General features: G+C 70.7%; 23 protein-coding genes. 15 read left to right on the plus strand and 8 right to left on the minus strand.

The window, feature by feature from the left end; translation table 11 throughout:
• Position 1 precedes the first annotated feature (1 nt).
• Positions 2-1387, minus strand: coding sequence for an ABC transporter substrate-binding protein (locus tag ABD298_RS17790; RefSeq protein ID WP_425564491.1), 1386 nt, complete (start codon positions 1385-1387; stop codon positions 2-4).
• Between the two features lie 173 nt (positions 1388-1560).
• Here ABD298_RS17790 and ABD298_RS17795 point away from each other — a divergent pair, with 173 nt between their 5' ends.
• Complete coding sequence (locus tag ABD298_RS17795; RefSeq protein ID WP_344301158.1) at positions 1561-2520, plus strand: AraC family transcriptional regulator; 960 nt, start codon at positions 1561-1563, stop codon at positions 2518-2520.
• Here the strand turns inward: ABD298_RS17795 and ABD298_RS17800 are convergent.
• The 3 genes from ABD298_RS17800 to ABD298_RS17810 form a co-directional block, all read right to left on the minus strand.
• Positions 2510-2992, minus strand: coding sequence for a carboxymuconolactone decarboxylase family protein (locus ABD298_RS17800; protein WP_344301159.1), 483 nt, complete (start codon positions 2990-2992; stop codon positions 2510-2512). The two genes, ABD298_RS17795 and ABD298_RS17800, sit on opposite strands and share 11 nt — an antisense overlap.
• A gap of 162 nt (positions 2993-3154) precedes the next feature.
• Entirely contained in the window at positions 3155-4345 is a 1191-nt protein-coding gene (locus ABD298_RS17805) for a 4-hydroxybenzoate 3-monooxygenase (protein ID WP_344301161.1), read from the minus strand.
• A 201-nt stretch (positions 4346-4546) separates the two neighbouring features.
• A complete protein-coding gene (locus ABD298_RS17810; RefSeq protein WP_344301162.1) occupies positions 4547-5296 on the minus strand; it encodes an IclR family transcriptional regulator in 750 nt (249 codons plus the stop codon).
• Between the two features lie 179 nt (positions 5297-5475).
• Between ABD298_RS17810 and ABD298_RS17815 the strand changes: the two genes are divergently transcribed.
• Positions 5476-6651, plus strand: a complete 1176-nt coding sequence (locus ABD298_RS17815) for an MFS transporter (RefSeq protein WP_425564498.1) — start codon at positions 5476-5478, stop codon at positions 6649-6651.
• 75 nt (positions 6652-6726) lie between these two features.
• On the opposite strand, the gene ABD298_RS17820 is transcribed toward ABD298_RS17815, so the two are convergent.
• On the minus strand, positions 6727-7800 hold the full coding sequence (locus tag ABD298_RS17820; protein WP_344301164.1) for a tellurite resistance/C4-dicarboxylate transporter family protein: 1074 nt from the start codon (positions 7798-7800) through the stop codon (positions 6727-6729).
• A gap of 13 nt (positions 7801-7813) precedes the next feature.
• On the minus strand, positions 7814-8830 hold the full coding sequence (locus ABD298_RS17825; RefSeq protein WP_344301165.1) for a zinc-binding dehydrogenase: 1017 nt from the start codon (positions 8828-8830) through the stop codon (positions 7814-7816).
• 128 nt (positions 8831-8958) lie between these two features.
• Here ABD298_RS17825 and ABD298_RS17830 point away from each other — a divergent pair, with 128 nt between their 5' ends.
• The 6 genes from ABD298_RS17830 to ABD298_RS17855 all read left to right on the plus strand — a co-directional run bounded on the left by ABD298_RS17830 (position 8959) and on the right by ABD298_RS17855 (position 13674).
• Positions 8959-9582, plus strand: a complete 624-nt coding sequence (locus tag ABD298_RS17830; protein WP_344301166.1) for a HutD/Ves family protein — start codon at positions 8959-8961, stop codon at positions 9580-9582.
• A 67-nt stretch (positions 9583-9649) separates the two neighbouring features.
• Positions 9650-10360 carry an HD domain-containing protein gene (locus ABD298_RS17835; protein WP_344301168.1) on the plus strand — a complete coding sequence of 237 codons (711 nt, stop codon included), beginning with the start codon at positions 9650-9652 and terminating at the stop codon, positions 10358-10360.
• Positions 10361-10431: 71 nt separating this feature from the next.
• Positions 10432-11223: an IclR family transcriptional regulator gene (locus ABD298_RS17840; RefSeq protein WP_344301169.1), complete on the plus strand. Its 792-nt coding sequence runs from the start codon at positions 10432-10434 to the stop codon at positions 11221-11223.
• A gap of 233 nt (positions 11224-11456) precedes the next feature.
• The gene (locus ABD298_RS17845) at positions 11457-11897 is read left to right on the plus strand and encodes a VOC family protein (protein ID WP_344301171.1); all 441 of its coding nucleotides are present in this window, start codon (positions 11457-11459) and stop codon (positions 11895-11897) included.
• A gap of 7 nt (positions 11898-11904) precedes the next feature.
• Positions 11905-13092, plus strand: a complete 1188-nt coding sequence (locus tag ABD298_RS17850) for an MFS transporter (protein ID WP_344301172.1) — start codon at positions 11905-11907, stop codon at positions 13090-13092.
• A 108-nt stretch (positions 13093-13200) separates the two neighbouring features.
• A complete protein-coding gene (locus ABD298_RS17855; RefSeq protein WP_344301173.1) occupies positions 13201-13674 on the plus strand; it encodes an SRPBCC family protein in 474 nt (157 codons plus the stop codon).
• 37 nt (positions 13675-13711) lie between these two features.
• On the opposite strand, the gene ABD298_RS17860 is transcribed toward ABD298_RS17855, so the two are convergent.
• A complete protein-coding gene (locus ABD298_RS17860) occupies positions 13712-14776 on the minus strand; it encodes a sodium:calcium antiporter (RefSeq protein WP_344301174.1) in 1065 nt (354 codons plus the stop codon).
• Positions 14777-14875: 99 nt separating this feature from the next.
• On the opposite strand from ABD298_RS17860, the gene ABD298_RS17865 reads away from it, so the two are divergent.
• Positions 14876-15361, plus strand: a complete 486-nt coding sequence (locus ABD298_RS17865) for a MarR family winged helix-turn-helix transcriptional regulator (protein ID WP_344301175.1) — start codon at positions 14876-14878, stop codon at positions 15359-15361.
• Between the two features lie 22 nt (positions 15362-15383).
• Here ABD298_RS17865 and ABD298_RS17870 read toward each other — a convergent pair whose 3' ends face one another.
• A complete protein-coding gene (locus tag ABD298_RS17870; RefSeq protein WP_344301176.1) occupies positions 15384-16346 on the minus strand; it encodes an aldose 1-epimerase family protein in 963 nt (320 codons plus the stop codon).
• Positions 16347-16450: 104 nt separating this feature from the next.
• Between ABD298_RS17870 and ABD298_RS17875 the strand changes: the two genes are divergently transcribed.
• From ABD298_RS17875 to ABD298_RS17900, 6 genes are all read left to right on the plus strand, one after another.
• Entirely contained in the window at positions 16451-17542 is a 1092-nt protein-coding gene (locus ABD298_RS17875; protein ID WP_344301178.1) for a S1C family serine protease, read from the plus strand.
• Between the two features lie 71 nt (positions 17543-17613).
• Entirely contained in the window at positions 17614-18000 is a 387-nt protein-coding gene (locus ABD298_RS17880) for a low affinity iron permease family protein (RefSeq protein ID WP_344301179.1), read from the plus strand.
• 129 nt (positions 18001-18129) lie between these two features.
• Positions 18130-18675: an acetyl-CoA carboxylase biotin carboxyl carrier protein gene (locus tag ABD298_RS17885; RefSeq protein ID WP_344301180.1), complete on the plus strand. Its 546-nt coding sequence runs from the start codon at positions 18130-18132 to the stop codon at positions 18673-18675.
• Positions 18672-20081, plus strand: a complete 1410-nt coding sequence (locus tag ABD298_RS17890) for an acetyl-CoA carboxylase biotin carboxylase subunit (protein ID WP_344301181.1) — start codon at positions 18672-18674, stop codon at positions 20079-20081. Before ABD298_RS17885 ends, ABD298_RS17890 begins: the two co-directional genes overlap by 4 nt.
• Positions 20081-21574, plus strand: a complete 1494-nt coding sequence (locus ABD298_RS17895) for a pyruvate/oxaloacetate carboxyltransferase (RefSeq protein WP_344301183.1) — start codon at positions 20081-20083, stop codon at positions 21572-21574. The genes ABD298_RS17890 and ABD298_RS17895 overlap by 1 nt, the downstream gene beginning before the upstream one ends.
• Positions 21571-22443 carry an HAD-IIA family hydrolase gene (locus ABD298_RS17900; protein ID WP_344301184.1) on the plus strand — a complete coding sequence of 291 codons (873 nt, stop codon included), beginning with the start codon at positions 21571-21573 and terminating at the stop codon, positions 22441-22443. The genes ABD298_RS17895 and ABD298_RS17900 overlap by 4 nt, the downstream gene beginning before the upstream one ends.
• Positions 22444-22448 lie beyond the last annotated feature (5 nt).

Consider the following 22448-nt stretch of genomic DNA (forward strand, 5'->3'; position numbering starts at 1 on the left):
GCTACTCCTGGCCCTTGTACTTGTCACCGATCTTCTGCGCGGCCTCCTGACCCTTGGCGAGGGCATCCTCGACGGTGCCCTGCCCGGCGATGGCCGCAGTCACGCCTTGGGACACCCGGGTGCCCAGATCCGCGAACTCCGGGATGCCGACGAACTGGATGCCGACGGCGGGACGCTCCTGCAGGCCCGGGTTCTTCGGATCGGCCTTCTCGATGGCGGAGCGCTCTGCGGTGTAGAAGGGGGCGGCCTTCTGGAACTCGGGGTTGTCATAGGTGGAGATGCGCTTGCCGGACGGGACCTTGGCCCAGCCCAGGGTGGAGGCCACGAGCTGCTCGTAGTCCTTCGAACTGGCCCACGAGATGAACTTCCAGGCCGCGTCCTTCTTCTTGGAGGCCGCCTGGACGCCCCACGACCAGGTCCACAGCCAGCCCGAGGACGCTGTCTTCTGCACGGGCGCCTGGGCATAGCCGATCTTGCCCTTCACGGGGGACCCCTCGGCCTCGAGGACGCCGGCCGCCGAGGTGGCGTCGTACCACATGGCGGACTTGCCCTGGCTCGTGGAATTGAGGCATTCGGTGAAGCCCGCCTGCGCGGCGCCCGCCTCGCCGTGACTGCGCACCAGGTCGACGTAGAACTGCGTCGCCTCGCGGAACTCCGGGGAATCGACCTTGGCGTTCCAGTCCTTGTCGAACCACGTTCCTCCGAAAGTGTTCACCACGGTCGTGAGGGGTGCGAAGACCTGGCCCCATCCGGGCTGGCCGCGCAGGCAGATGCCCTTCATCCCCGGCTGGGCGCCGTCGGCCTTCGCCGCGAGGTCCGCGACCTGGCTCCACGTGGGATGGTCGGGCATCGTGAGGCCCTTGGCCGCGAAGATGTCCTTGCGGTACATCAGGAAGGACGACTCGCCGTAGAACGGCTCGCCGTAGAGCTTGCCGTCCGCGCCGGTGAGGGAGGCGGTGTAGGCGGGGAGGATGTCGCGCTGGTCGAACGCGGCGTCGGCTGCAGCGTAGCCGTCGAGCGGCGCGAGCCACCCGTTCTCCGAGTAGAAGGGGATCTCGTAGTTGGACAGCGACGCGACGTCGTACTGTCCTGCCTGGCTCGAGAACTCCTGGCCGATCTTGGCCCGGACGTCGTTCTCCGGCAGGACGGTGAAATTGACCTTGATCCCCGTCTTCGCGGTGAAATTCTCGGCCGTGAGCCGCTGGAGGTCCTCCATCTGGGGGTTGTTCACCATGAGGACGTTGACGCTGTCAGGATCGGCGCTCGATCCGCCGCCGCCTGCCCCGGCGCAGGCGGTCGCGCTGAGGGCGAGGCAGAGTGCGACGGCGGCGCCGGAGACGACGCGGAGCCGGGAAGGCAGTCGCGGACGGTGTGTGGAGGGGCGCAAGGAGGACTCCTTTGTTCTTCAGGGCAGGCCGCATCACGTCGTCGGCAAGGACGAGTGAGAGTGGTGTGAGGCCGCTTCCGGAGGATCCGTCCGGTGTGGCTGTCCTTCAACGGTAGAGTCACGCGACGTTGGGCACTAGCGCCCTCATTGCCGTCTTCTGATACTTATTTGCCATGAGCGGAAGGTCGGCCCTTGCGGGTCACAGCGCCGGAGGTGAGGAGGGCGCGGCCGCCAGGCTTGCCGAGCGGCTCTTGGGCCTCCAGGCGAACCGGGAGGTCATCCCGCCGGACCCGGCCCATTCGGTGCGCTGGCATGAGCACGACTATCCCAGCCCGATAGCCCGCTGGAACTACCATCCGGAATACGAGATCCACCTCATCCGCCACGGCACGGGGAAGTTCATCGTGGGCGACCACATCGGCACGTTCGAGGCCGGCCACGTAGCCCTCATCGGCTCGGGGCTGCCGCACGACTGGGTGAGCGACCTCGCCCCGGGGGAGGTCATCGAGAAGCGGGACGCCGTCATCCAGTTCGACGGCCACTGGCTGGAGCGGTGCACCGCGCTCCTTCCGGAGCTGCGCGAGATGGCCCCCTTGCTCGAGGAGTCCTCGCGCGGCATCGAATTCCTGGGCGCCTCCGCGAGGTCCGCCGCGGCGCCGATCGAGGCGATGGGCTCCTCGCACGGGATTGAGCGGCTGGGCCACCTGATGGATCTCTTCGCGGTCCTCTCCCGCGCTCCGCGCGAGGACAGGCGGTACCTCGCCGATGCATGGTTCAATCCCGAGCTCGACAGCCGGGGCGCCGCCGTGGTGGAGCTCGTCCTCGAGTACGTGTTCACCAACTTCGCCTCTGGCGTGAGCATGGCCGAGGCGGCCGAGATGTCCGGGATGACGCAGACGGCCTTCTCGAAGTACTTCAAGCGCTCCACCGGCCAGAACTTCAGCGATCTGGTCCGCAAGCTCCGCATCGCCCACGCGCGCCGCCTGCTCGAGACGACGGACCTGCCAGTCTCGGCGGTCTGCTACGACGTCGGGTTCACGAACCTGTCCAACTTCAACCGCCACTTCCTCCGCGAATCGGGCATGACGCCGCGCGACTACCGCAGATCGCGGTCGGCGCCGTCTACGGCATGACCTTGTGGCGGCTCACGATCGAGACACGGTTGAAAGCGTTCATCGTGACCGCGCTCCAGCACAGGGCGGAGTACCGGGCCTCGCCGAGCTCGGCCTTCGCGCGGGCGAGGACGGCAATCCGCTCCTCGTCATCGGGCAGGAGCGTGACGGCCTCGGCGATGTCGAGGGCGGCCCGCTCGAGCACCGTGAACAGCCCGGCCTCGCGCCACGCCGGCAGCACGTGCAGCTTCCGCTCCGGCACGCCCGCCTCGACCGCGAGCCGCCCATGGAGGTCCAGGCAGAAGGCGCACCCGTTGATCTGCGAGATCCGCACCGAGGCGAGTTCCACGACGGCGCGCGGCAGGCCGGCGTCGTCCGCGGCCTTCCGGGCGGCGAGAGCGACGGCGTTGAGGGACTTCCAGACGGCGGGATCGGACTTGTCGAGGTAGAACGAGGGCTCGTCGTCGGCGTCGAGGGCGGGATTCTGAGTCATGGGGGCATCATGCCATCCGGCGGCGGAGTCAAAGCCGGACCCCCCTCGGTGTTGTGGGGTCCCTGGCATGCGAATGCGGGGTCCCTGGCGTGACCAGGGACCCCGCATCGGCGTGCCAGAGACCCCGCAACGGGGGACGGGAGCCCGATGGGACAGCGGAGACTACTTGGTCTGCCACCCCGTGTAGCACTCGGCGATGTAGGCGCGGCCGTGCTCGGACTCGAGCAGGGAGCCGAGCTCGCCGAGCTGGCGGGCGCGGAAGAACGCGTGGTTCTCCTCCTGGGGGACGGTGTGCAGGAGCGTCGTCATCCAGTAGGAGAAGTTCTGGGCCTTCCAGACGCGGTCCAGAGCACGCTCGGAGTAGGAGTCCAGGATCGCGGACGAGCCGGACTTGAAGTATGAGTCGAGGCCCTCGAAGAGCAGCCGGACGTCGTGCAGGGCGAGGTTGAGGCCCTTGGCACCCGTCGGCGGGACGGTGTGCGCGGCGTCGCCCGCAAGGAACATGTTCCCATACCGCATCGGCTCGTTGACGAAGGAGCGGAACGGCAGCACGACCTTGTCCGTGACCGGCCCCTCCTTGAGTTCGAACCCGTTGCCGTTGACGCGCAGGCGCAGCTGCTCCCAGATCTGCTCGTCGGTCCAGTCGGCAGGGTTGGTGCCCGGGTCGCACTGGAAGTACATGCGCTGCACGGTGTCGGTGCGCTGCGAGATGAGCGCGAAGCCGTGCTCGGAGTTCGCGTAGATGAGCTCGGGGGAGCTGCGCGGCGCCTCCGTGAGGATGCCGAACCAGGCGAAGGGGTACTCGTTGAAGTACCAGCGCCGCTCGGACTCGGGGATCGCGAAGCGGCAGTGGCTGCGGGAGCCGTCGGCGCCGACGAGGATCTGGGCGCGGAGCTCGAAGTCCTTGCCGTCCTCGTCGGTGAAGAAGACCTTGGGCTGGCCGGTGAGGTCAGCGGTGTCGACGTTGGAGCACGAGTAGCGGACGTCGCCGCCGTCGGCCTCGCGGCGCGCGGCGAGGTCGTCGAACACGTCGTTCTGCGGGTACAGCCACACCGACTGGCCGACGAGGCCCTTGAAGTCGATGCGGTGGCTCACGCCGTTGACCCGGAACTCGGTGCCCTCGTGCTCGTGGCCGTTGCGCAGGACGTTGTCCACGCCCGAGTCGACGAGCAGGTTGACGCTGCCGGCCTCGAGGATGCCGGCGCGGATGGTGCTGGAGATGGCCTCGCGGCTGCGGATCTCCACCACGGTGTTGTCGATGCCGGCCTGTGCGAGCAGGTGGGAGAGCATGAGGCCTGCAGGCCCTGCGCCCATGATGGCCACCTGGGTGGTGATGACGGTGCGATCGCCCATGATCGTTCCTTTCGGGGGTGGGGCCGGCTCGCGGGATCCGCGGCGGCGAAGCGTCTGGAATGAGTGTGACGCGCATCGCCTGCGCCGCGTACCCGAATTCCATTGATCGGAAGACGCTGACGAAAACGAGAGGCACGCTCCCGGCGTCGTGCGCCGTTCGGTACGCACGACGGCGCCCCCCGCCGCGCGGGGCCGGCCCGCCTACTGCGCGCGCTCGCCGAGCTGCCTGCCGATGCCGCGCGCCGCCGTCATGAGCGCGGGGACGAGCTGCTGGATCCGGACCTCGGCGAGCGGGACCACGACGCCGATGGCCGCGACGGGCCGGCGCTGGCGGTCGTGGATGGGCACGGCGATGCCCCACGTGTCGGGGTCGACCACGCCGGCGAGCTCCGCGAAGCCCTGGGTCGCGGCCGCGGCGAGGATCTGACGGACATGCTCGGCGGTCGTCCTCCCCGTGGGGTCGCGGAAGCGCGCGAGGTAGGCCACCTGGACGTGCGGCGGCTGCGCAGACATGATCGCCACGCCGGCGGAGGAGATGTGCACGGGCATGCGGCCCGCGACCTTGGCCCGGTTGGCCACGGACCCCCTGCGGGAGAGCCGCTCGACGAAGAGGACGTCGTCGCCCTGGAGCACCGCGAGGTTCACGTTCTGGTTGAGGACCTGGTGGATGTCGTCCATGAAGGGCAGCGCCGCCTGGCGCAGCACGAGGGTGGGCGAGTTCCGGTTCACGAGCTCCCAGAGCCGCAGGCCGAGCTGCACCTTGCCGCCTGGGGCCTGCTCGAGCAGTCGGTGCTCGGCGAGCTGCTTGACGAGCCGGTGCGCGCTCGTGAGCGGGAGCCCGGCGCGGGCCGAGAGCTCGCCGAGCGGGAGCGAGCTGACGCCCTCCGGGAAGGCCTCGAGGATGCGGACCACGCGGTCCACCACCGAGTCCCCGGTCGTCGAATTCGCCATCTCGGCCTCGCTCCTGTCGCACCCGCACTGGTCGCACTAGATTCCATTGAATGGTTCTCAGTGTCGCACACGACACGGCTCGGTGATACACCTCTCAGGTGCGGAACGATGCAGTGATGCCCCAGACCCCCGTGTCCTCGAAGAGATCCCAGTGGCCAGTGTGGCTCTGCTGGCTCGCCATGGTCCTCGATGGCTTCGACCTCGTGGTCCTCGGTGCCGTCATTCCCACGCTGCTCAAGACCAAGGAACTCGGCTTCGACCCGGTCGGCGCGACGTTCGCTGCGACCATCTCCCTCGTCGGCGTGGGCCTGGGCGCCCTGTTCATCGCCCCGCTCTCGGACCGGTTCGGCCGCCGGCGCCTCCTGATCGCGTGCGTCGCGTGGTTCTCGGTCTTCACCCTCGCCGTGGTCATCGCGCCGAACGTCGCACTCTTCGGCCTGTTCCGGCTCCTCGCGGGCCTTGGCCTGGGCGCCTGTCTGCCGGCGGCGCTGGCCTACATCAACGACTACGCTCCGGCCGGCTCCGGCGCCTCGAACACGACCCGCACCATGACCGGGTATCACGTGGGCGCCGTCGCGACCGCGTTCCTCGCGCTCATGGTCATCCCCGACTGGCGCGTGATGTTCATCGCGGGCGGCCTCTCGGGCCTCGCGCTCGTGCCGTTCCTGTGGTTCAAGCTCCCCGAATCGCTGCCGTCGAAGGCCGCCCCCGAGGGCACGCTCGAGCCTGCCGAGGTCGCCGAGGAGTCCCAGCCGGTCGGCTTCAAGAGCCTCCTGCAGAAGCCGTACCCGCTCGTGGCGCTCGGGATCGCCGTCGCCTCCTTCATGGGCCTCCTGCTCGTCTACGGCCTCAACACGTGGCTGCCCACCCTCATGGCCGAGGCCGGGTACTCGCTCAGTTCGTCGCTCACGCTCCTGCTTGTGCTCAACGTCGGCGCCGTGGCGGGCCTCGTGCTCGCGGGCTGGCTCGCGGACAAGCACGGGGCCAAGCGGATCGTGCTGATGTGGTTCGGCGTCTCTGCGGTGCTGCTGGCGTTCCTGAGCATCAAGATGCAGAACGAGCTCCTGCTCAACGTGGCCGTGTTCGTCACCGGCGTGTTCGTGTTCAGCGCCCAGGTGCTCGTCTACGCCTGGGTCTCGCAGATCTTCCCGGCGCACCTCCGCGGCACCGCGCTCGGCTTCTCCGCCGGGGTGGGCCGGATCGGCGCCATCCTGGGGCCAGCCGTGACGGGCACCCTCGTGACGCTCGGCATCGCGTACCCGTGGGGCTTCTACGTCTTTGCCGCGGCCGCCGTGCTGGCCGTGCTCGCGCTCGTCGCCGTCCCGCACGTCGTCCCGGGCCGCAACGACCTCTGACGCCTTCCCTCTGGGGGTCACCTCCTGAGAGTCACCTCACGTGACCCCCAGAAGGTGACCCTCAGAAGGTGACCCTCAGACGGCGGAGGGGCGCGGGCTCACGAGGGTGGTCCACAGGTGCCACAGCATGCCGGCGAACGTGGCGAGGAAAGCCGCAACCGCGATCCACAGCTCCGCGCGCCCGATGAACGCCACGATCGGCAAGTGGTCCGCCCGTCCGAGGTAGATCCCGGCCACGGCGTACATCCCGAGCGGGAAGATGACGCTCCACAGGCCCGGCTCGTACGCGAGCGGGACCCGGTGGACGAAGTGCCGCCACCATCCCGCGGCCACCAGCACAGGGAACAGCCACGAGGCGAAGGACCAGAACACCACCGAGGAGCCGGCCACGAGTCCCCGCGTCGCGTCCACCATCGGCGCACCGGCCATCTCCACGATCCGGGCCCCGGCGAGGACGCTGATCGCCATGGCCCCCATCGCCACGAAGTACTGCGGGCGCAGGTCCTCGGGCCGGATCGGGTAGGTCATGAGCCGCAGGGACACGAAGATCCCCACCGCCGCGTAGAGGATGAGCCCCACGGACCAGGCGACCACGGCGGTCAGGGCCAGGGCCGAGCGCCACTCGTCGCCCACCCCGGGTTCGAGCGACGCCGCCGCGACCGCCACCGACTGGCTCGCCACCACCCAGATGAACCACGTCCCGTTGGCGTCCTTGACCACGGGCCGCTCGTCGCGGCCGAGCACCGCGGTCCACGGCACCACATAGCCCAGGACCACCCACGCGAGCACCGCCATGGCGAGGAGCACAGCCGTCGCTGCCGGCCACCCGGCCATGCCGAGCCGCACGCCGAGGACGTCGGTGCCCGCGATGAACGTGAAGAACCCGAACGCGCGGCCCGGATCCATGAAGTCCCGCGCCATGGCGTCCCGGAAGCGGGTCAGCCGGATGAGGGTCAGGACGAGGATCACCGTGTAGGCGACGGCGCAGATCCAGAGCAGGACGGCGGAGAGCACGCCGAACCCCTCGAGCTCGAGGCCTACGGAGATGATCCCGCTGGCCATCACGAGCGCGAAGTACCCCGGCGTGAGCGTCTGGACCGCCTCCGCATAGCGGGACCTCACAGGTTCACGGGGAGGGGCTGCGCTCATGCCCGCAGTCTAGTCAGGGGACCAGGACCACCTTGCCGGTGTTGTGCCGTCCCTCGAGGTAGGCGTGGGCCGCTCCGGCGTCAGCGAGCGGGAAGGTGCGGTCCACGTGCGGGCGCACCCACCCGTCGTCGACGCCCTGGAGGATGGCGTTCGCCCAGCCGCGGACCTTCTCGCCTTCGGTGAACAGGTGCCCGAGGTTCACGCCGAACACGCCGAGGTTCCGGTTCATGAGCGGGATGGGGTTGAACAGCGGCTGGCGCGCTACGAGCCCCAGGAGCTTGAGCTTCCCGGGCAGCCTCGACGAGACCGAGCCCGCCACGCTGAACATCCCCAGCCTCCCGGACGCCCGCAGCACCCTGTAGCTCTGCTTCCAGTGCCGCCCTCCGAAGGGGTCCAGGACAAGTTCGACGCCGCGGCCTCCCGTGAGCCGCATGACCTCCTGAGGCCAGTCCTGGGTGGTGTAGTCGATGGCCTCGTGGAGGCCCCGCTCGGCCAGGAAGGCGTGCTTGCGGGCGCTGGCCGTACCGATCATCCGCGCGCCGACGTGCCGCCCGATGTCCACGGCGGCCAGCCCCACTCCCCCGCCGGCGTTGTGGATCAGGACCGTCTCATCGGCGGAGAGCGAGCCCATGACCACCATGAGCTGCCACGCGGCGAGGTACGTCACCGGGATGGCCGCGCCCTCGGCGTGCGAGAGCCGGGACGGCTTCTCGAACACCTGCTCCTGCGGGACGCAGACTGTGTCCGCGTATCCGCCGAAGTGGGTGAGGCCGACGACGTCGCGCCCCTCCCACCGCGGGTCCGCCTCCGGCCCCACGGCGTCCACCACGCCCGAGACCTCGTAGCCCACGACCGCCGGGAACCGTGACACGTCCGGGTACAGGCCCTTGCGGGCGAGGATGTCCGCGAAGTTGACCCCCGCGGCCCGCACCTGGATCCGGACCTCGCGTCCCCGCGGCGTCGGATCCGGGCCTTCGCGCAGGGCCATCCGCTCTGGACCGCCCACCCCGGTGATCACTGCCTGCCTCACGCCTCACCCCTGTCCTCATCAACGCCCCGGCCCTGGTCGCCGACGGGGCGATCATAGCCCCACCCGGGAAACGGCCGGGGCGTCCGCCTCCGGCCCCGTAGCCGTGGAGCACCGACGGAAGGACGCCCATGCCCGCGCACATCATCCGCTTCGCCGACCTCCGCCCGGAGAAGTGGCGCAACGGCGGCGGAACCACGGTCGAGATCGCGAGCGGGCCCGAGCGTGCCCCCGCCTCAGGAGAGGACTGGGGCTGGCGGCTGAGCATCGCGGACGTCGAGCGCGCCGGCGACTTCTCCGCCTTCGCCGGCATGGAGCGCGTGCTCACGGTGGTGGAGGGCGAGCTGCTGGTCCTGACCGTGGACGGCCGCGAGCACGGCCTCGAGCGCTTCCGCCCGTTCCGGTTCGACGGCGGTGCGCCCGCCACTGCGGTCCTGCCTACCGGCTCGATCCGCAACCTCAGCCTCATCACCCGCCGCGGCATGTTCACCGGCTACGTGACGATCCTCGAGCTCTCCAAGAAGCGCTCCCTGCCCCTCTCGGCCGGCCAGCTCGGCGTCCTCCTCCAAGGCGACGCCGTCGCGTCGGGCGCGGGTCCGGCGGACGACGGCGGCGCTCACCTCGGGCGGTACGACACCGTGGTCGCCGGTGCCGCAGAGGAGGGCGAGCCGCCGGTCGAGGTGTCCGGCCGGGGCTTCTTGGCGGTGGTCTCCCTCGAAGCCGACTCCCCGGCGGACTCCCCCGAGGCCGGCTAGCTGACCGCTTCCGTCCAGCGGAAGCCGCAGGTGGCGGCGAGCACGTCGTCCGCGGTCCACTGGCACCATGGCACTGAAGCGCACGGCGGCCGTGAACCACGTCGGCCGGGAGGTCGCATCGTCGATTCCCGCGGAGGCTGACGGCGTGTTCGGCCTCGCCGACACCGGCGACCACGGGCTCGACGGCGAGCTGTCACGGATCTGGCCGCGCGCCGTCGTGCATCTGGGGGTGCGCAGCAACGACGCCCACACGCTGTACGCGGTGGCGATCGCGCGCTCGCTGCTGGCAGCGCACCCGGGGGCGGAGGCCGGCGTCGTGCTGCCGGCGATCATGCTGCACGACATCGGCTGGTCACGCGTGCCGGCTGACGAGGTGCTCGAGGCGATCGCGCCGGGCGGCGGACGGCCGGACCTCGTGCTGCTGCACGAGAAGGAGGGCGCCCGGCTCGCGGAGGCCATCCTCGCCGAGGCAGGCGTGCCCGCGGAGCGGGCAGCACGGATCGTCGAGATCATCGACGGCCACGACTCGCGGCGTGAGGCGGTCTCCATCGAGGACGCCATCGTGAAGGACGCGGACAAGGTCTGGCGGCTGACCCCGCACGGCATCGACACGGTCATGGACTGGTTCGGGCTGGACCGCGGGCAGGCACTGCGGCTGTGCAGCTCGCGCGTGCACGCGCACCTGTTCACGGACGCCGCGAAGGCTCTCGCGCGGGGCCTCGCGGCGATCGAGTCCGCGAACCTGTGGCCGGAGCGGGCGGCGCTAGAGTTGCCCTAGCCGCGGCGGACGCGCCAGCGCCGGCGTCAGGGCGCCGAGCGGCGGCACAGCGGCACGGGCGAGGAGGCACGATGGCGGGCGGCAGCAACGAGCCGGGCCGCACGGTCACGTCCAAGTCGCTGGCGATCCTGTTCGCGTTCGAGTCCGGACGCCGGTCCCTGAGCCTCTCGGAGCTCGCGGAGGCGGCCCACCTGCCGCTCAGCACCACCCACCGGCTCGTCGCGGAACTCGTCGAGTGGGGTGCCCTGGCACGGGACCCGCAGGGCCGCATCCAGCTCGGGCTTCGGCTGTGGGAGCTGGGCCAGAACGCCGGGCGGGCGCTGCGCGACACGGCCCACCCCTACATCCAGGACCTCTTCTCGCTCACCGGCGAAACGGCGCACCTCGCGATCCGGGAGGGCCATGAGGTCCTCTACATCGACCGCATCTACGGGACCAAGCGCGTGCCGCGCGCCTCTCGCGTGGGCGGCCGCCTGCCCATGCACGCGACCGCCGTCGGCAAGGTGATCCTCGCCTACGAGGAGGACTGGGTCCGCGACGCATACTTCCACAGGCACCTCGAGCAGCCCACCGCGTACACGCACATCAACCCGGCGCGGCTCGCCGAGGAGCTCGTCCAGATCCGCGACCAGGGCTACGCGACCACGGCCGAGGAGATGCGCCTCGGCTCCGCCTCGATCGCCGTGCCCGTGTTCCACACGGGACGGATCGGGGCCGGGCTCGGGATCGTCGTCCTGTCCTCCCAGGCCAGCACGATGCTCCGGCACCTGCCCACCCTGCGCGGCATCTCGGCGCAGATCGAGCGGGCGACGGCGCACATCCCCCTCGAGACCCTCCGCGCGAGCGCGAAGATCGGCGGCTGAGGTGGCGCCCCGCGGCGCCAGTCTGCGGCTGGCCGTCGAGTCAGGCGACGACGGGAGGCGCGAACGTGTTCGTGTCCTCGGGGGCCCGATACGCCGGGGCAGCATGCCGCGCGAATCCGCCGAGGAGGCCCGCAGCGAGCTGATGGCCCTGGCCGACATCCTCCTCGAAGCCTCCGGACGAGCCCTGAACTGGTGACAGACTGGGGCCATCCGCTCCTGCGAAAGGTGATCCTGTGGCTGTTCAGCGTCTGGACAATGTCGGCATCGTCGTGGATGACCTGGACGAGGCTGTCGCATTCTTCACGGAACTGGGCCTGGAGGTCGAAGGCCGGGCCCCGATCGAAGGCCTCTTCGCCGACCAGACCGTCGGGCTCGACGGCGTCCGCAGCGAGATCGCGATGATGCGGACCCCGGACGGCCACGGCAAGCTCGAGCTGGCCGCGTACCGCCACCCCGCGGCGCACCGCCCCGAGCCGCAGGACCCGCCGCCCAACACGCTGGGCCTGCACCGTGTCATGTTCGCGGTCGACGACCTCGACGACACCCTCGCGCGCCTCCGGCCCCACGGCGCCGAACTGCTCGGCGAGGTGGCGGAGTACGAGGGCATCTACAGGCTCTGCTACCTCCGCGGACCGGCGGGCATCATCGTCGCGCTGGCCGAACAGATCGGCTGACCGGCGCGTGGCACGCCGTCCCAGGTGGCTCACGCGCAACGTCGGGACGCTCTCTGGCGTCAGCTTCTTCCAGGACGCGGCCAGCGAACTCCTGTACCCGATCCTGCCCATCTTCCTCACGACCGTCCTCGGCGCCCCCGCCGCGGTGGTCGGGGCCGTCGAGGGCGCGGCCGAGGGTGCGGCGTCGCTCACGAAGATCTGGGCAGGTCGGCTCGCGGACCGCTCCTCGAAGCGCCGCCTCATCGCCGCCGGCTACGGGCTCGCCGCCGTGGGCAAGCTCATCATCGCCCTCGCCGGGTCCTGGCCCGTCGTCCTCGCTGCCCGCTGTGTGGACCGGCTCGGCAAGGGCATCCGCGGCGCCCCCCGCGACGCGCTCCTCATGGACGGCGCCGATCCGGCGAGCCGCGGCCGGGTCTTCGGGTTCCACCGCATGGCGGATACCCTCGGCGCCGTCGTCGGCCCCGCCCTCGGGCTCATCCTGTACGAGGCGTTCCAGCGGCAGATCCCGCCGCTCCTGTGGATCGCGGTGGTGCCCGCGGTGCTCTCGGTGCTGCTCGTCGCGGCGGTGCGGGAGGCGCCGCGCACGACGGCGGGTGGCCACGCGCCGTCGTCGGCCTCGCCCGGAGGGGGTTCGCCGCTGCCCGCGAAGCTGCGGCTGCTGATCGCGGGGCTGACGCTGTTCTCGCTCGTGAACTTCCCGGATGCGCTCCTGCTGCTGCGTGCGCACGACCTCGGGCTCTCCACCGAGGGAGTGATCGGGGCGTATATCCTGTACAACGTGGCATACGCGGCGCTGTCCTACCCGGCCGGGGCGCTGTCCGACCGCGTCCCGCGGCACCTCGTGTTCGCGGCCGGGCTGGCGTTCTTCGCCGTCGGGTACCTCGGGCTCGGCCTCATCAACGACCCCGCGCTCGTGTTCCCGATCCTCATCGCCTACGGCGGGTTCACGGCCGCGACCGACGGCGTGGGCAAGGCGTGGGTGGCGAGCCTCGCCCCCACACTGCTGCAGGGCAGGGCGCAGGGCCTCTTCCAGGGGCTCACGGGCGGCGGCATCCTCGTTGCGGGAATCTGGGCCGGGCTCGCATGGGGCGACGCCGGGCGGGTGCCGCTGCTGGTGAGCGGCGCGGCGGGCCTGGTGCTCGCCGTCGTGCTCGTGGTGGCAGGGCGGCGGCTCTCCACACGGCGCTCGCGGTGAGCTCCGACGTCTCACGGCTGTCCGGCGCCGGCCGCAGGTGTCTCCACTGGCCACATCCGCCCGAAACTGCGGCAGTCTGGTAGGGGGGCGAAAAGAGGAGGAATCGACATGATGCCGATCGTCTTGATTATCGACATTGCACGTCCGATCGAGGAGGTGTTCTCCTACATCACGGACCCGTTGCAGTTCCCGGAGTGGCAGCTCGACGTCGTGAGCGCACGCCGCGACGATACCGGCTCGCGCGGCGTGGGATCGCGGTTCGTCACCACACGCCGGGTCGGGCGCATGCAGCGGACGACGACCCAGGAGATCATCGACGTCGATGAGCCGAGGACCTGGGCCGCGCGCACCATCGGCGGCCCAGTAAGCTTGCTGGCGAAGGTGACTGTCGAGCCACGTGGGGACACCACCCGCTCGCGGGTGACCTTGTCGTTCGACTTCGCCGGCCGCGGGCTCGGGAAGTTCCTCGCGCCCCTGGTCCGCAGGATGGCGGCGAGGGAGGCGCCCAAGAGCCTCCAGAATCTGAAGCGACGGCTGGAGAGCGGCGAGCACCGCACGGATCGGCAGGGAAGCGGGACGTGACCGCGCTCGGGCGGCTGGCGCTGTTCACCCGTGGCGGCTACCCAGAGGCGACGGCGAAAAGCCCCGCGACGCCGAGCAGGTAGAGGACCAGCACGATGAACGAGTCCGCGCCCATGCCGGCGACCCGCCGCTTGGGCCTGAAGATCAGGCTCATGACGTAGACGAGAGTCAGCAGGATCGCGAGCGCTGTCAGGTAGATGTCCGTGTTGTGCGCCTGCGGCAGGACCGGTGTGCCCGAGATGAGCACCGCAACCAGGAACAGCACGGGGAGAAAGGCATTGCCGCCGAAGATGTCGCTGACCGCCAGCTTGTAGTCGCCCTGCTTCACGGAGGCCAGGCCGGTCGAGATCTCGGGCAGGGACGTGGCCAGGGCAAGGATGGTCGCACCGAAGAGGACTCCGGAGAGGCCGACGTGGCCGGCAATCTCGTCGCCGCTGCGCTCCAGAGCCACGCCAGCAGCCAGGGTCGCCACGGCCGCCACCGAGAAGATGAGTACCGCCCGGCCGGTGCTGGTCTTCGTGCCCCGACTGCCGTCTCCGGGGTCCTTGCTGTGCCCTTGCGCCTTGTCCTGCGCGCCGGGGGCGTTGCCCTGCTCTCGCCATGGCAGGCCCTTCTGGGCCCGCCGGACGGCGAGCAGGCCCACCACCCACACCGCGGTAATCAGGACAGCCGCCGGCGTCAGGCGGAAGGCCACGAGGCCCGCGGGCATCTGGCTCCCGGCGATGACGACCCCGAGGACGCCCACCACGGTGACCGCCTCGATGACGAGGGTGAGGGAGGACGCACGGTACATCAGGGGCTCGCCCCGTCTGGTCCCGAAGGCGTCCAGGGCCACGAGGACGACAGTCTGGATCGCGATACCGCCGAGGATGTTGCCCACCGCAACCCCGAGGTTGCCGGACACGGCCGCGCTGACGGTGATGGCGATCTCGGGGAGATTGGTGGCGACGGCCAGGAGGATCAGGCCGCCGAGGGCGGAACCGAGGTGGAGCCTCACGTCGAGGATGTCGGTCTGTTTGGAGAGCTGGATGCCTGCCAGCCAGATCACGGCGGCGGCGACGACGAAGAGCAGCAGCAGAGCCCAGAGCGGCCAGGACGACATGGGCGAATCTCCTTCTGTTGAGAGGATGGGACGATCCGGCCGACCCGGGACCTTCCGCAAACTTTGCGGATCCGCAACCGGCCAGCGGATACTGGGGGAATGGAGAAGACCGGGGGTCTGGGGAACGCTGAGCAGGTGGACGCTGTCCTGCGCGCAGCGGATGTCCTGCTGAGGGTGGTTGCGGCATCCGTGGCCGAGGTCGAGGATGTGGTCACCACCCCGCAGCTGCGGGTCCTCGTGCTCCTCGCCCTCCACGGACCCCAGAACCTTGGCGCGGTGGCCCGGGAACTCGGAGTGCACGCCTCCAACGCGACGCGGACCTGCGAGCGCCTGGTCGTCGCCGGTCTCGTGAGCCGGCGGGACGACCCGACCGACCGGCGCTTCCTCCAGCTCGATCTCACTCCCGCGGGGAAGGAACTGGTCGAGACGGTGTTCGAGCACCGCCGCCAGGCCATCGCCGAGGTTATCGGACGGATGCCCAAGGAGTCGCGGGACGAGGTCGCGGCGGCGATGGCGTCGTTCGCCGACGCCGCGGGCGGATCCGGCACCGAGGACGGGCGCTTCACGCTCGGCCTCAGCGGCTGACCGGCCGCGCCGCCGACCGTGCTCATCCCCTCCTGCCCGAGGGCCGTGGCTCGATGCCCCAGACGGCGGTGTGCGACTCGCCCGGCCCGAGCTCGATGAGGCCCTCGCCCGAGTTGAAGGCGTTGGGCGTGCAGGTCATCGGCTCCACGCCGAGCCCCGTGCGCCTGCGGTCCTCCTGGGGCAGGGTGTCCCCGGTGAAGATCTCGAAGTAGGGGTAGGCCTCGTCGGCCCACAGCGCCGCGGCCCACGTCCCGTCGGGGCCCTCGAGGTGGACCCGGGCGCGGCCGTCGTCCTCCCGGGCCAGCTCGGTGTAGGTGACGTCGATCCGGCGGTCGCCGAGCACCGTCAGCTCCCGCAGGTCGTAGGCGGTCCCGTCCACGCGGCGTCGTCCGGTGGGGATCCCCTGGTCGTCGACAGGCAGGTAGACGCCGCCGGGGACCTGCACCCGCGCCGGGTCGATGGACGACGTGCCCGCGGTGAGGTATGGATGCGCGCCGGTCCCGTACGGGCAGGGGTCCGCGCTCCGGTTCACCGCCGTGGTCCTCACCGAGAGTCCGGAATCGTCCAGCTGGTACTCGATCCGGCACTCGAGCACCCACGGCCACCCCTGGCAGGCGTGCTGCGTGTGGACGAAGCTGGCAGCGCCCTCGCTGAGCTGCTCGAGCCGCCAGTTCGCCCAGCGGGTCAGGCCGTGGATCGCCCCGCCCTTCTCCGGCTCCGTCAGCGCGAGCTGCTCGGTACGCCCGCCCCAGCTGTACCGCCCCTCGCGGATGCGGTTGGGCCAGGGGATGAGCGACTGGCCGCGGGCCCCGGTGCACATCTCATCCTCGGTGTAGCCGTCCAGGACGTCTCGGCCCTCGCACTGGAAGCGGCGGAGCGAGGCCCCGACTTCGGTGATGGTGACGGAGCAGCCGGCGTGGGCAAGGGTGACCTGACGGCCTGACGGCAGGCGGCGCTCGTCTGCCCTTCCGGGGGTCGGTTCCATCGTGTGTCCCTTTCCTCGCATGCATGAAAAAAGCGCAATGGTTGCATACCCGCAAAGGACGTGGGAAAACAATCAGTAAGGGCTGCCAGCGAAGGGAGAATCCGATGAGGACCACACGCGCACAGCGACTCTGGAGGGGCCTTCTGGTCGCCACGGCGTCGACCGCGCTCGCCGGGTGCACGGCGTCGGGGGGCACGGCGGGGGCGAGCGGCGCTCCCGCGACGGCGGCGGCCGGGGCGTCGTCGTCGGTCGGGCCTTCCGGTGCCGCCGGCGGCGGCGGCCTCGCCGCGGTGCCCGGCGTCGTGAAGGAGCTCGAGCCCTCGGTGGTCACCGTCAAGACCCCGCTCGGGCTCGGCAGCGGCGTCGTCTACCACAGCGACGGCGCGCTCGTGACCGATGCACACGTGGTCGAAGACCAGCAGAAGCACCCCTACAGGACGGTGCAGGTCCAGTTCGCGGACGGGTCGCAGGCGTCTGCCGACGTGACCGGCGTGGACGACGTCACCGACGTGGCCGTGCTCAAGGTCAGCCGCAACGGGCTCCCCGCCCCTGCGTACGCCACCCAGGTCCCGGAGGTCGGCTCCCTGACGGTCGTGATCGGCAGCCCGCTCGGCCTCGACGAGACGGTCACCGCCGGCATCGTCTCGGCGCTCCACCGGAACATGCCGCCGTCCTCGGAATCGCCGCACGGGGCGATCGACCTCCTTCAGACGGACGCCCCCATCTCGCCCGGGAACTCGGGCGGGGCGGTCGCGGACGCGAACGGCCAGATCATCGGGCTCTCCGAGGCGTACCTGCCGCCGAGCTCGGGCGCGGTCGCCATCGGCTTCGTCACCCCCGCGAGCACAGTGTCCTCGGTCGCCGACCAGCTGCTGGCCAACGGCATAGTCAAGCATGCGGCCCTCGGCATCGTTCCCGCGGACATCACCGCCCAGACGGCCCAGCGGTTCGGGCTGGCCACCACCGAGGGCGCCCTCGTCCTCGACGTCACCGCGCAGGGGCCGGCGGACAAGGCCGGAATGAAGCCGGGTGACATCATCACCGACTTCGCCGGCGCGAAGGTCAAGAACGTCACGGACTTGCTGGCGGCCCTGCGGAAGCAGGACCCCGGCCAGACCGTCACCGCCACCGTCCGGCGCGGCGACGGCACCCAGGACCTCAAGGTCACCCTTGGGGACCTCGCACAGCAGGGGTGAGGGCAGACATGAAGCACGCAACGGAGTCCCCGCCACGGGGAACTGGCACCTCGACCGGGCAAGATGTGGCCATGGACAACGAGACGACACACCGCAAGGACTTCTTCACACGGTTCGCGACCCGGACCTCCAAGGTGCTCGGGCATCCCTGGGTCTTCTCGGCCGCGGTCGCCATCCTCGTCCTGTGGGGCATCTCGGGGCCGTTCCTCGGCTTCTCCGACACGTGGCAGCTGGTGATCAACACCGGCACGACGATCGTGACGTTCCTGATGGTGTTCATCATCCAGAACACCCAGAACCGGGATTCCGCCGCGCTGCACATCAAGCTCGATGCGGTGATGCGGGAGCTGCAGATCACCAACTCGAGGCTCTACGAAGCCGAGGAGGAGGGCGAGAAGGAACTCGAGCGGGAGCGTGAGCGCCTTGAGCACGAGGCCGGCGATACGGACGGCTCGTAGCAGCGGCACGGCGAGGCCAATCGATATTCCTTTGATAGGAATCTTGAAAGTTTCCGTTGCGATGGCAGGAATCACCTTCTACGGTTCTGGAGAAGTGATCCCCGCCACAACGCAAGGAGGTGCTGCCCCGTGGACCTTGACCTCGAAGAGCTCGCTGCCGTCATCGAGCAGCTCGACAAGACCGAATTCACCGACTTCCTCTTCGAGAAGGGAGACTTCCGGCTCCGGGTCTCCCGCGGCGGCCACTTCGCAGACGGGGCCCCCGCCGTTCCCTCACCCCACGCCGCGCCTCAGGCCGCGCACGACGCCGCCGCCTCACCCGCCGCCGCGGCCTCGCCGCAGCCCTCCCCCGCCCACTCCACGGCCCCCGGCCCCGCGCTCAGGGCGGTCCCGGCGCCGTCGGCACAGGCGCCCTTGACGCCCGAGGCCGGACACGCCGTCGTGACCGCACCGATGCTCGGCACGTTCTACTCCTCCCCCAAGCCGGGCTCCCCGGCGTTCGTCGCGGTGGGCGACACGGTCGAGCCGGACGCCGTGGTCTGCATCGTCGAGGTCATGAAGCTCATGAACTCGGTCCAGGCCGGGGTCTCCGGCACGGTCACGGAGGTCTACGCGAAGGACGGCGACCTCGTCGAGTTCGGCCAGCCGCTCTTCGCGGTGCGGGAGTCCGCATGACCTCCCCCGCCACCGAGCGCGCGGCGCACCGGGTCTTCATCGCGAACCGCGGCGAGATCGCGGTCCGCCTCATCGAGGCCTGCGACCGGCTCGGCTTCGACACCGTCCTCGGCGTCTCGGCCGCCGACAGGGACACCCTCGCGGCGAAGCGGGCCGGACGCGTCGTCGTGCTCGGGGGCCCCCGCCCCGGCGACTCCTACCTCGCGATGGACACCGTGGTCCACGCCGCCGTCGCCACCGGCTGCACCGCGGTGCACCCCGGCTACGGCTTCCTCTCCGAGCAGCCTGCCTTCGCCCGGCTGTGCGCCGAGGAGGGCCTGACATTCATCGGCCCGCAGCCCGAGGCCCTCGAGGCCCTCGGCGACAAGCTCACCGCCCGTCGCCTCGCGGAGGCGAACGGCGTCCCGGTCTCGAGGGGCGGCACGGCGGCCGCGGAGCGCGAGGTAGCGGACCTCGCCGACTCGATCGGCTTCCCCGTGCTGATCAAGGCCGCGTTCGGCGGCGGGGGCCGCGGCATGAAGCTCGTCCGCAGCCATGCGGAGCTCCTCGAGGCCTGGCAGCTCGCCTCGGCCGAGGCGGAGGCCAGCTTCGGCGACGGCACCGTGTTCCTCGAACGGTTCGTCGAGGACGCAAAGCACGTCGAGGTGCAGGTCCTCGGCGACCGCCACGGGCACCGCATCCACCTCGGCGAGCGCGAGTGCTCGGTGCAGTACCGCTACCAGAAGGCCGTGGAGGAGGCTCCCTGCGCGGCGCTGCCCGAGGCGACGCGCCGCCTGCTCCATGCGAGTGCCCTCCGCCTCGCCGACGTGCTCGACTACGTGGGCCTAGGCACCGTCGAGTTCCTCTACGACCCGGCGCGCGACGAGCTGGCGTTCCTCGAGGTCAACCCGCGCCTGCAGGTGGAGCACCCGGTCACGGAGGCGATCACCGGCGTCGACCTCGTCCGGGAGCAGATCCTCGCAGCCCTGGGCGAGCCGCTCTCGGTCACCCAGGACGACGTCGTGGTCACCGGCCACGCGATCGAGTGCCGCATCACCGCGCAGGACCCAGACCGCGGCCTCGCCCCGAGCCCCGGCCGCGTCACCCGCTGGCGCCCCAGCGCGGGCGGCGGGCTCCGCCTCGACACCCACATCTACGAGGGCTACCTGTTCCCGCCCTACTACGACGCGCTCATGGCGAAGCAGATCGCGTGGGGCCCGGACCGGGACGCGGCGATCGAGCGCATGGAGTCGGCGCTGGCGGGCTTCGGGATCGAGGGGCTGACCACCTCGCTCCCGCTCCTGCGCCGCATCCTCGGGCACCCCGACTACCGCACCAACCGGGTCACGACCCACTGGCTCACGGACCATCTGGAGGACATCATGCAGACCACGAGCTCCCTCCACGCTCAGGCGGATGTGCGCTGATGGCGAAGATCAGCCTCGTCGACGTCTCGCTCCGCGACGGCAACCAGAGCCTGTGGGGCGCCACGGGCATCACCACGCGCATGGTGCGCGGAGTCGCCCCGCTGCTCGACGCCGTGGGCTACCGCACGATCGAGCTCGTCTCGAGCACGCTCATGGCCACGGCCGTCCGCTACCACTCCGAGGACCCGTGGGAGCGGATCCGCACCGCGCGGCAGCTCGCACCGAACACCCAGCTCGGCTTCCTCACCACGGGCAAGCGCTTCATCACGTTCGGCCGCACGCCGGACGCGGTGTTCGAGCTCGCCTTCACCCTCCTGGCCCGCAACGGGGTTCGGAAGCTGTGGGTCATCGACCCGATGCATGACATGGAGGGCGCCAAGCGCACGGCCGCGATGGCCAAGCGCGTGGGCTTCGAGGAGGTCATCGGCGGGGTCTGCTACACGATGAGCCCTGTCCACACGCCGGAGTACTTCGCCGAGAAGGCCGGCGAGCTCGGCGACAGCCCGGACATCGACGGCGTGTACCTCAAGGACCCGTCCGGCATCCTCACCCCGGACACCGTCCGCACGCTCGTCCCGGCGCTGCAGGCCTCGCTCGGCCGCATCGCGGACGGCCCGCAGCTGCGCGAGGTCCACTCGCACTCGACCACGGGCCTCTCGCCCATCACCCTTCTGGAGGCCGCGGACCTCGGCGTGCCGACGCTGCACTGCGCGCTCCCGCCGCTCGCGGACGGGCCCTCACACCCGAAGGCACAGCAGCTCGTCGCGAACCTGCGCGCCCGCGGGCACGAGGTGGACGTGGACGTCACGGCCATGGACTGCGCATCGGAGTACCTGGCCCGGCAGGCCCGCATCAAGCGGCTCCCGCAGGGCCAGCCTGCGCAGTACGACGAGGCCTACTACCGGCACACGATCCCCGGGGGCGTGCAGTCCACCACGCGCCGCCAGCTCGCCGAGATCCGCCGCCCCGAGCTGTTCGACGCCGTCATCGAGGAGTCCCTCCAGGTCCGCGAGGACCTCGGCTGGCCGATCGTCATGACGCCGTTCGCGCAGTACATCGTGGCCCAGGCCGCGCTCAATGTCATCTCCGGCGAGCGCTACAGGACCATCTCCAACGAGGTCGTGGACCTGCTCCGCGGCGACTTCGGCGCCCTGCCCGGCAAGGTCAACGAGGACCTCCTCGACCGGGCCCTCGCCACCCCGCGGGGCCGGGAGAAGCCGGACGACGGCGGCGAGGTCACCCTGAAGGGGCTCCGGCAGCAGTTCGGGATCCACCTCAGCGACGAGGAGCTGCTCCTGCGCGCGGTCATGCCGGCCGAGCAGGTGGACCGGATGGTGGCCGCGAAGAAGGACTCGACGAACGCCACGCTCGCCGGGCTGATCGCGGCGGCCGGGTCGCCGTCGTCGGGCCTGTCGGTGTCCGTCAGCAGCGGGGACACCGCGTTCTCGCTCAACCGTGCTGCCAAGAACGCCGCCGAGGAGGCCACAGCATGACCTCGAACCCACTCGACCAGGTCCGGGCCTGGGTGCTCGACGTCGACGGCTGCCTCATGCGCACCGCCAAGGCCGGCGGCGCTGGCGGCGAGGCGATGCCCGGCGCCGCAGAGCTCGTCACGTTCCTCCACGGCCGCGGCGACCGCGTGCTCGTGTGCACGAACGCGTCCCAGCAGCCGCCGCGCGTCTACGCCGAGCACCTGCGCGGACACGGCATCGACGTCCCGGACGAGGACTTCGTCACCGCCGGCTCGGCCGCCGCGGACTACCTCTCGATCCACCATCCCCGTGCCCGCGTCCTGGCCGTCGGCGGGGCCGGCATCACCGAGCCCCTCGAGGCGGGCGGGCACACGCTGGCAGATCCAGCCCATGGCGAGCCCGCCGACGTCGTGCTCGTGGGCGCGGACGACTCCTACACGAGTGCGCAGCTGAACGCGGCGGCCCTTGCGGTCGACGCCGGGGCGCCGCTCTACACGACCGTGGACGTGCCGTGGTTCCACGGCGGGATCCAGAAGTCGCTCGTGGTCTCCGGCGCGATCGCGCACGCGATCGGCTGGGCCGCCGGGGCCACGCCGACGGTCCTAGGCAAGCCGTCCCCTGCGCTCGGCGAGGCGCTCATGCACCGGATCGGCGCGTCGTCGTCCGCAGGGACGGTGCCGCAGGCAGAAGCAGTCGCAGTCGTGGGCGACGCCATCGTCGAGACGCAGCTCGCCCGCAGCATGGGCGCCGTAAGCGTCCTCGTGCTCACAGGATCGACCACTCCCGAGAAGCTCGCCCAGCGCACCGGCCCAGACGTACCCGACCTCGCACTGCCGGGAGTAGGCGACCTCTACACCCTCCTCGTTTCCCAGTCCACCACCGTCTCCTAGCCAAC

It is taken from the genome of Sinomonas flava (genome assembly GCF_039531875.1).
Taxonomy (GTDB): Bacteria; Actinomycetota; Actinomycetes; order Actinomycetales; family Micrococcaceae; genus Sinomonas; species Sinomonas flava.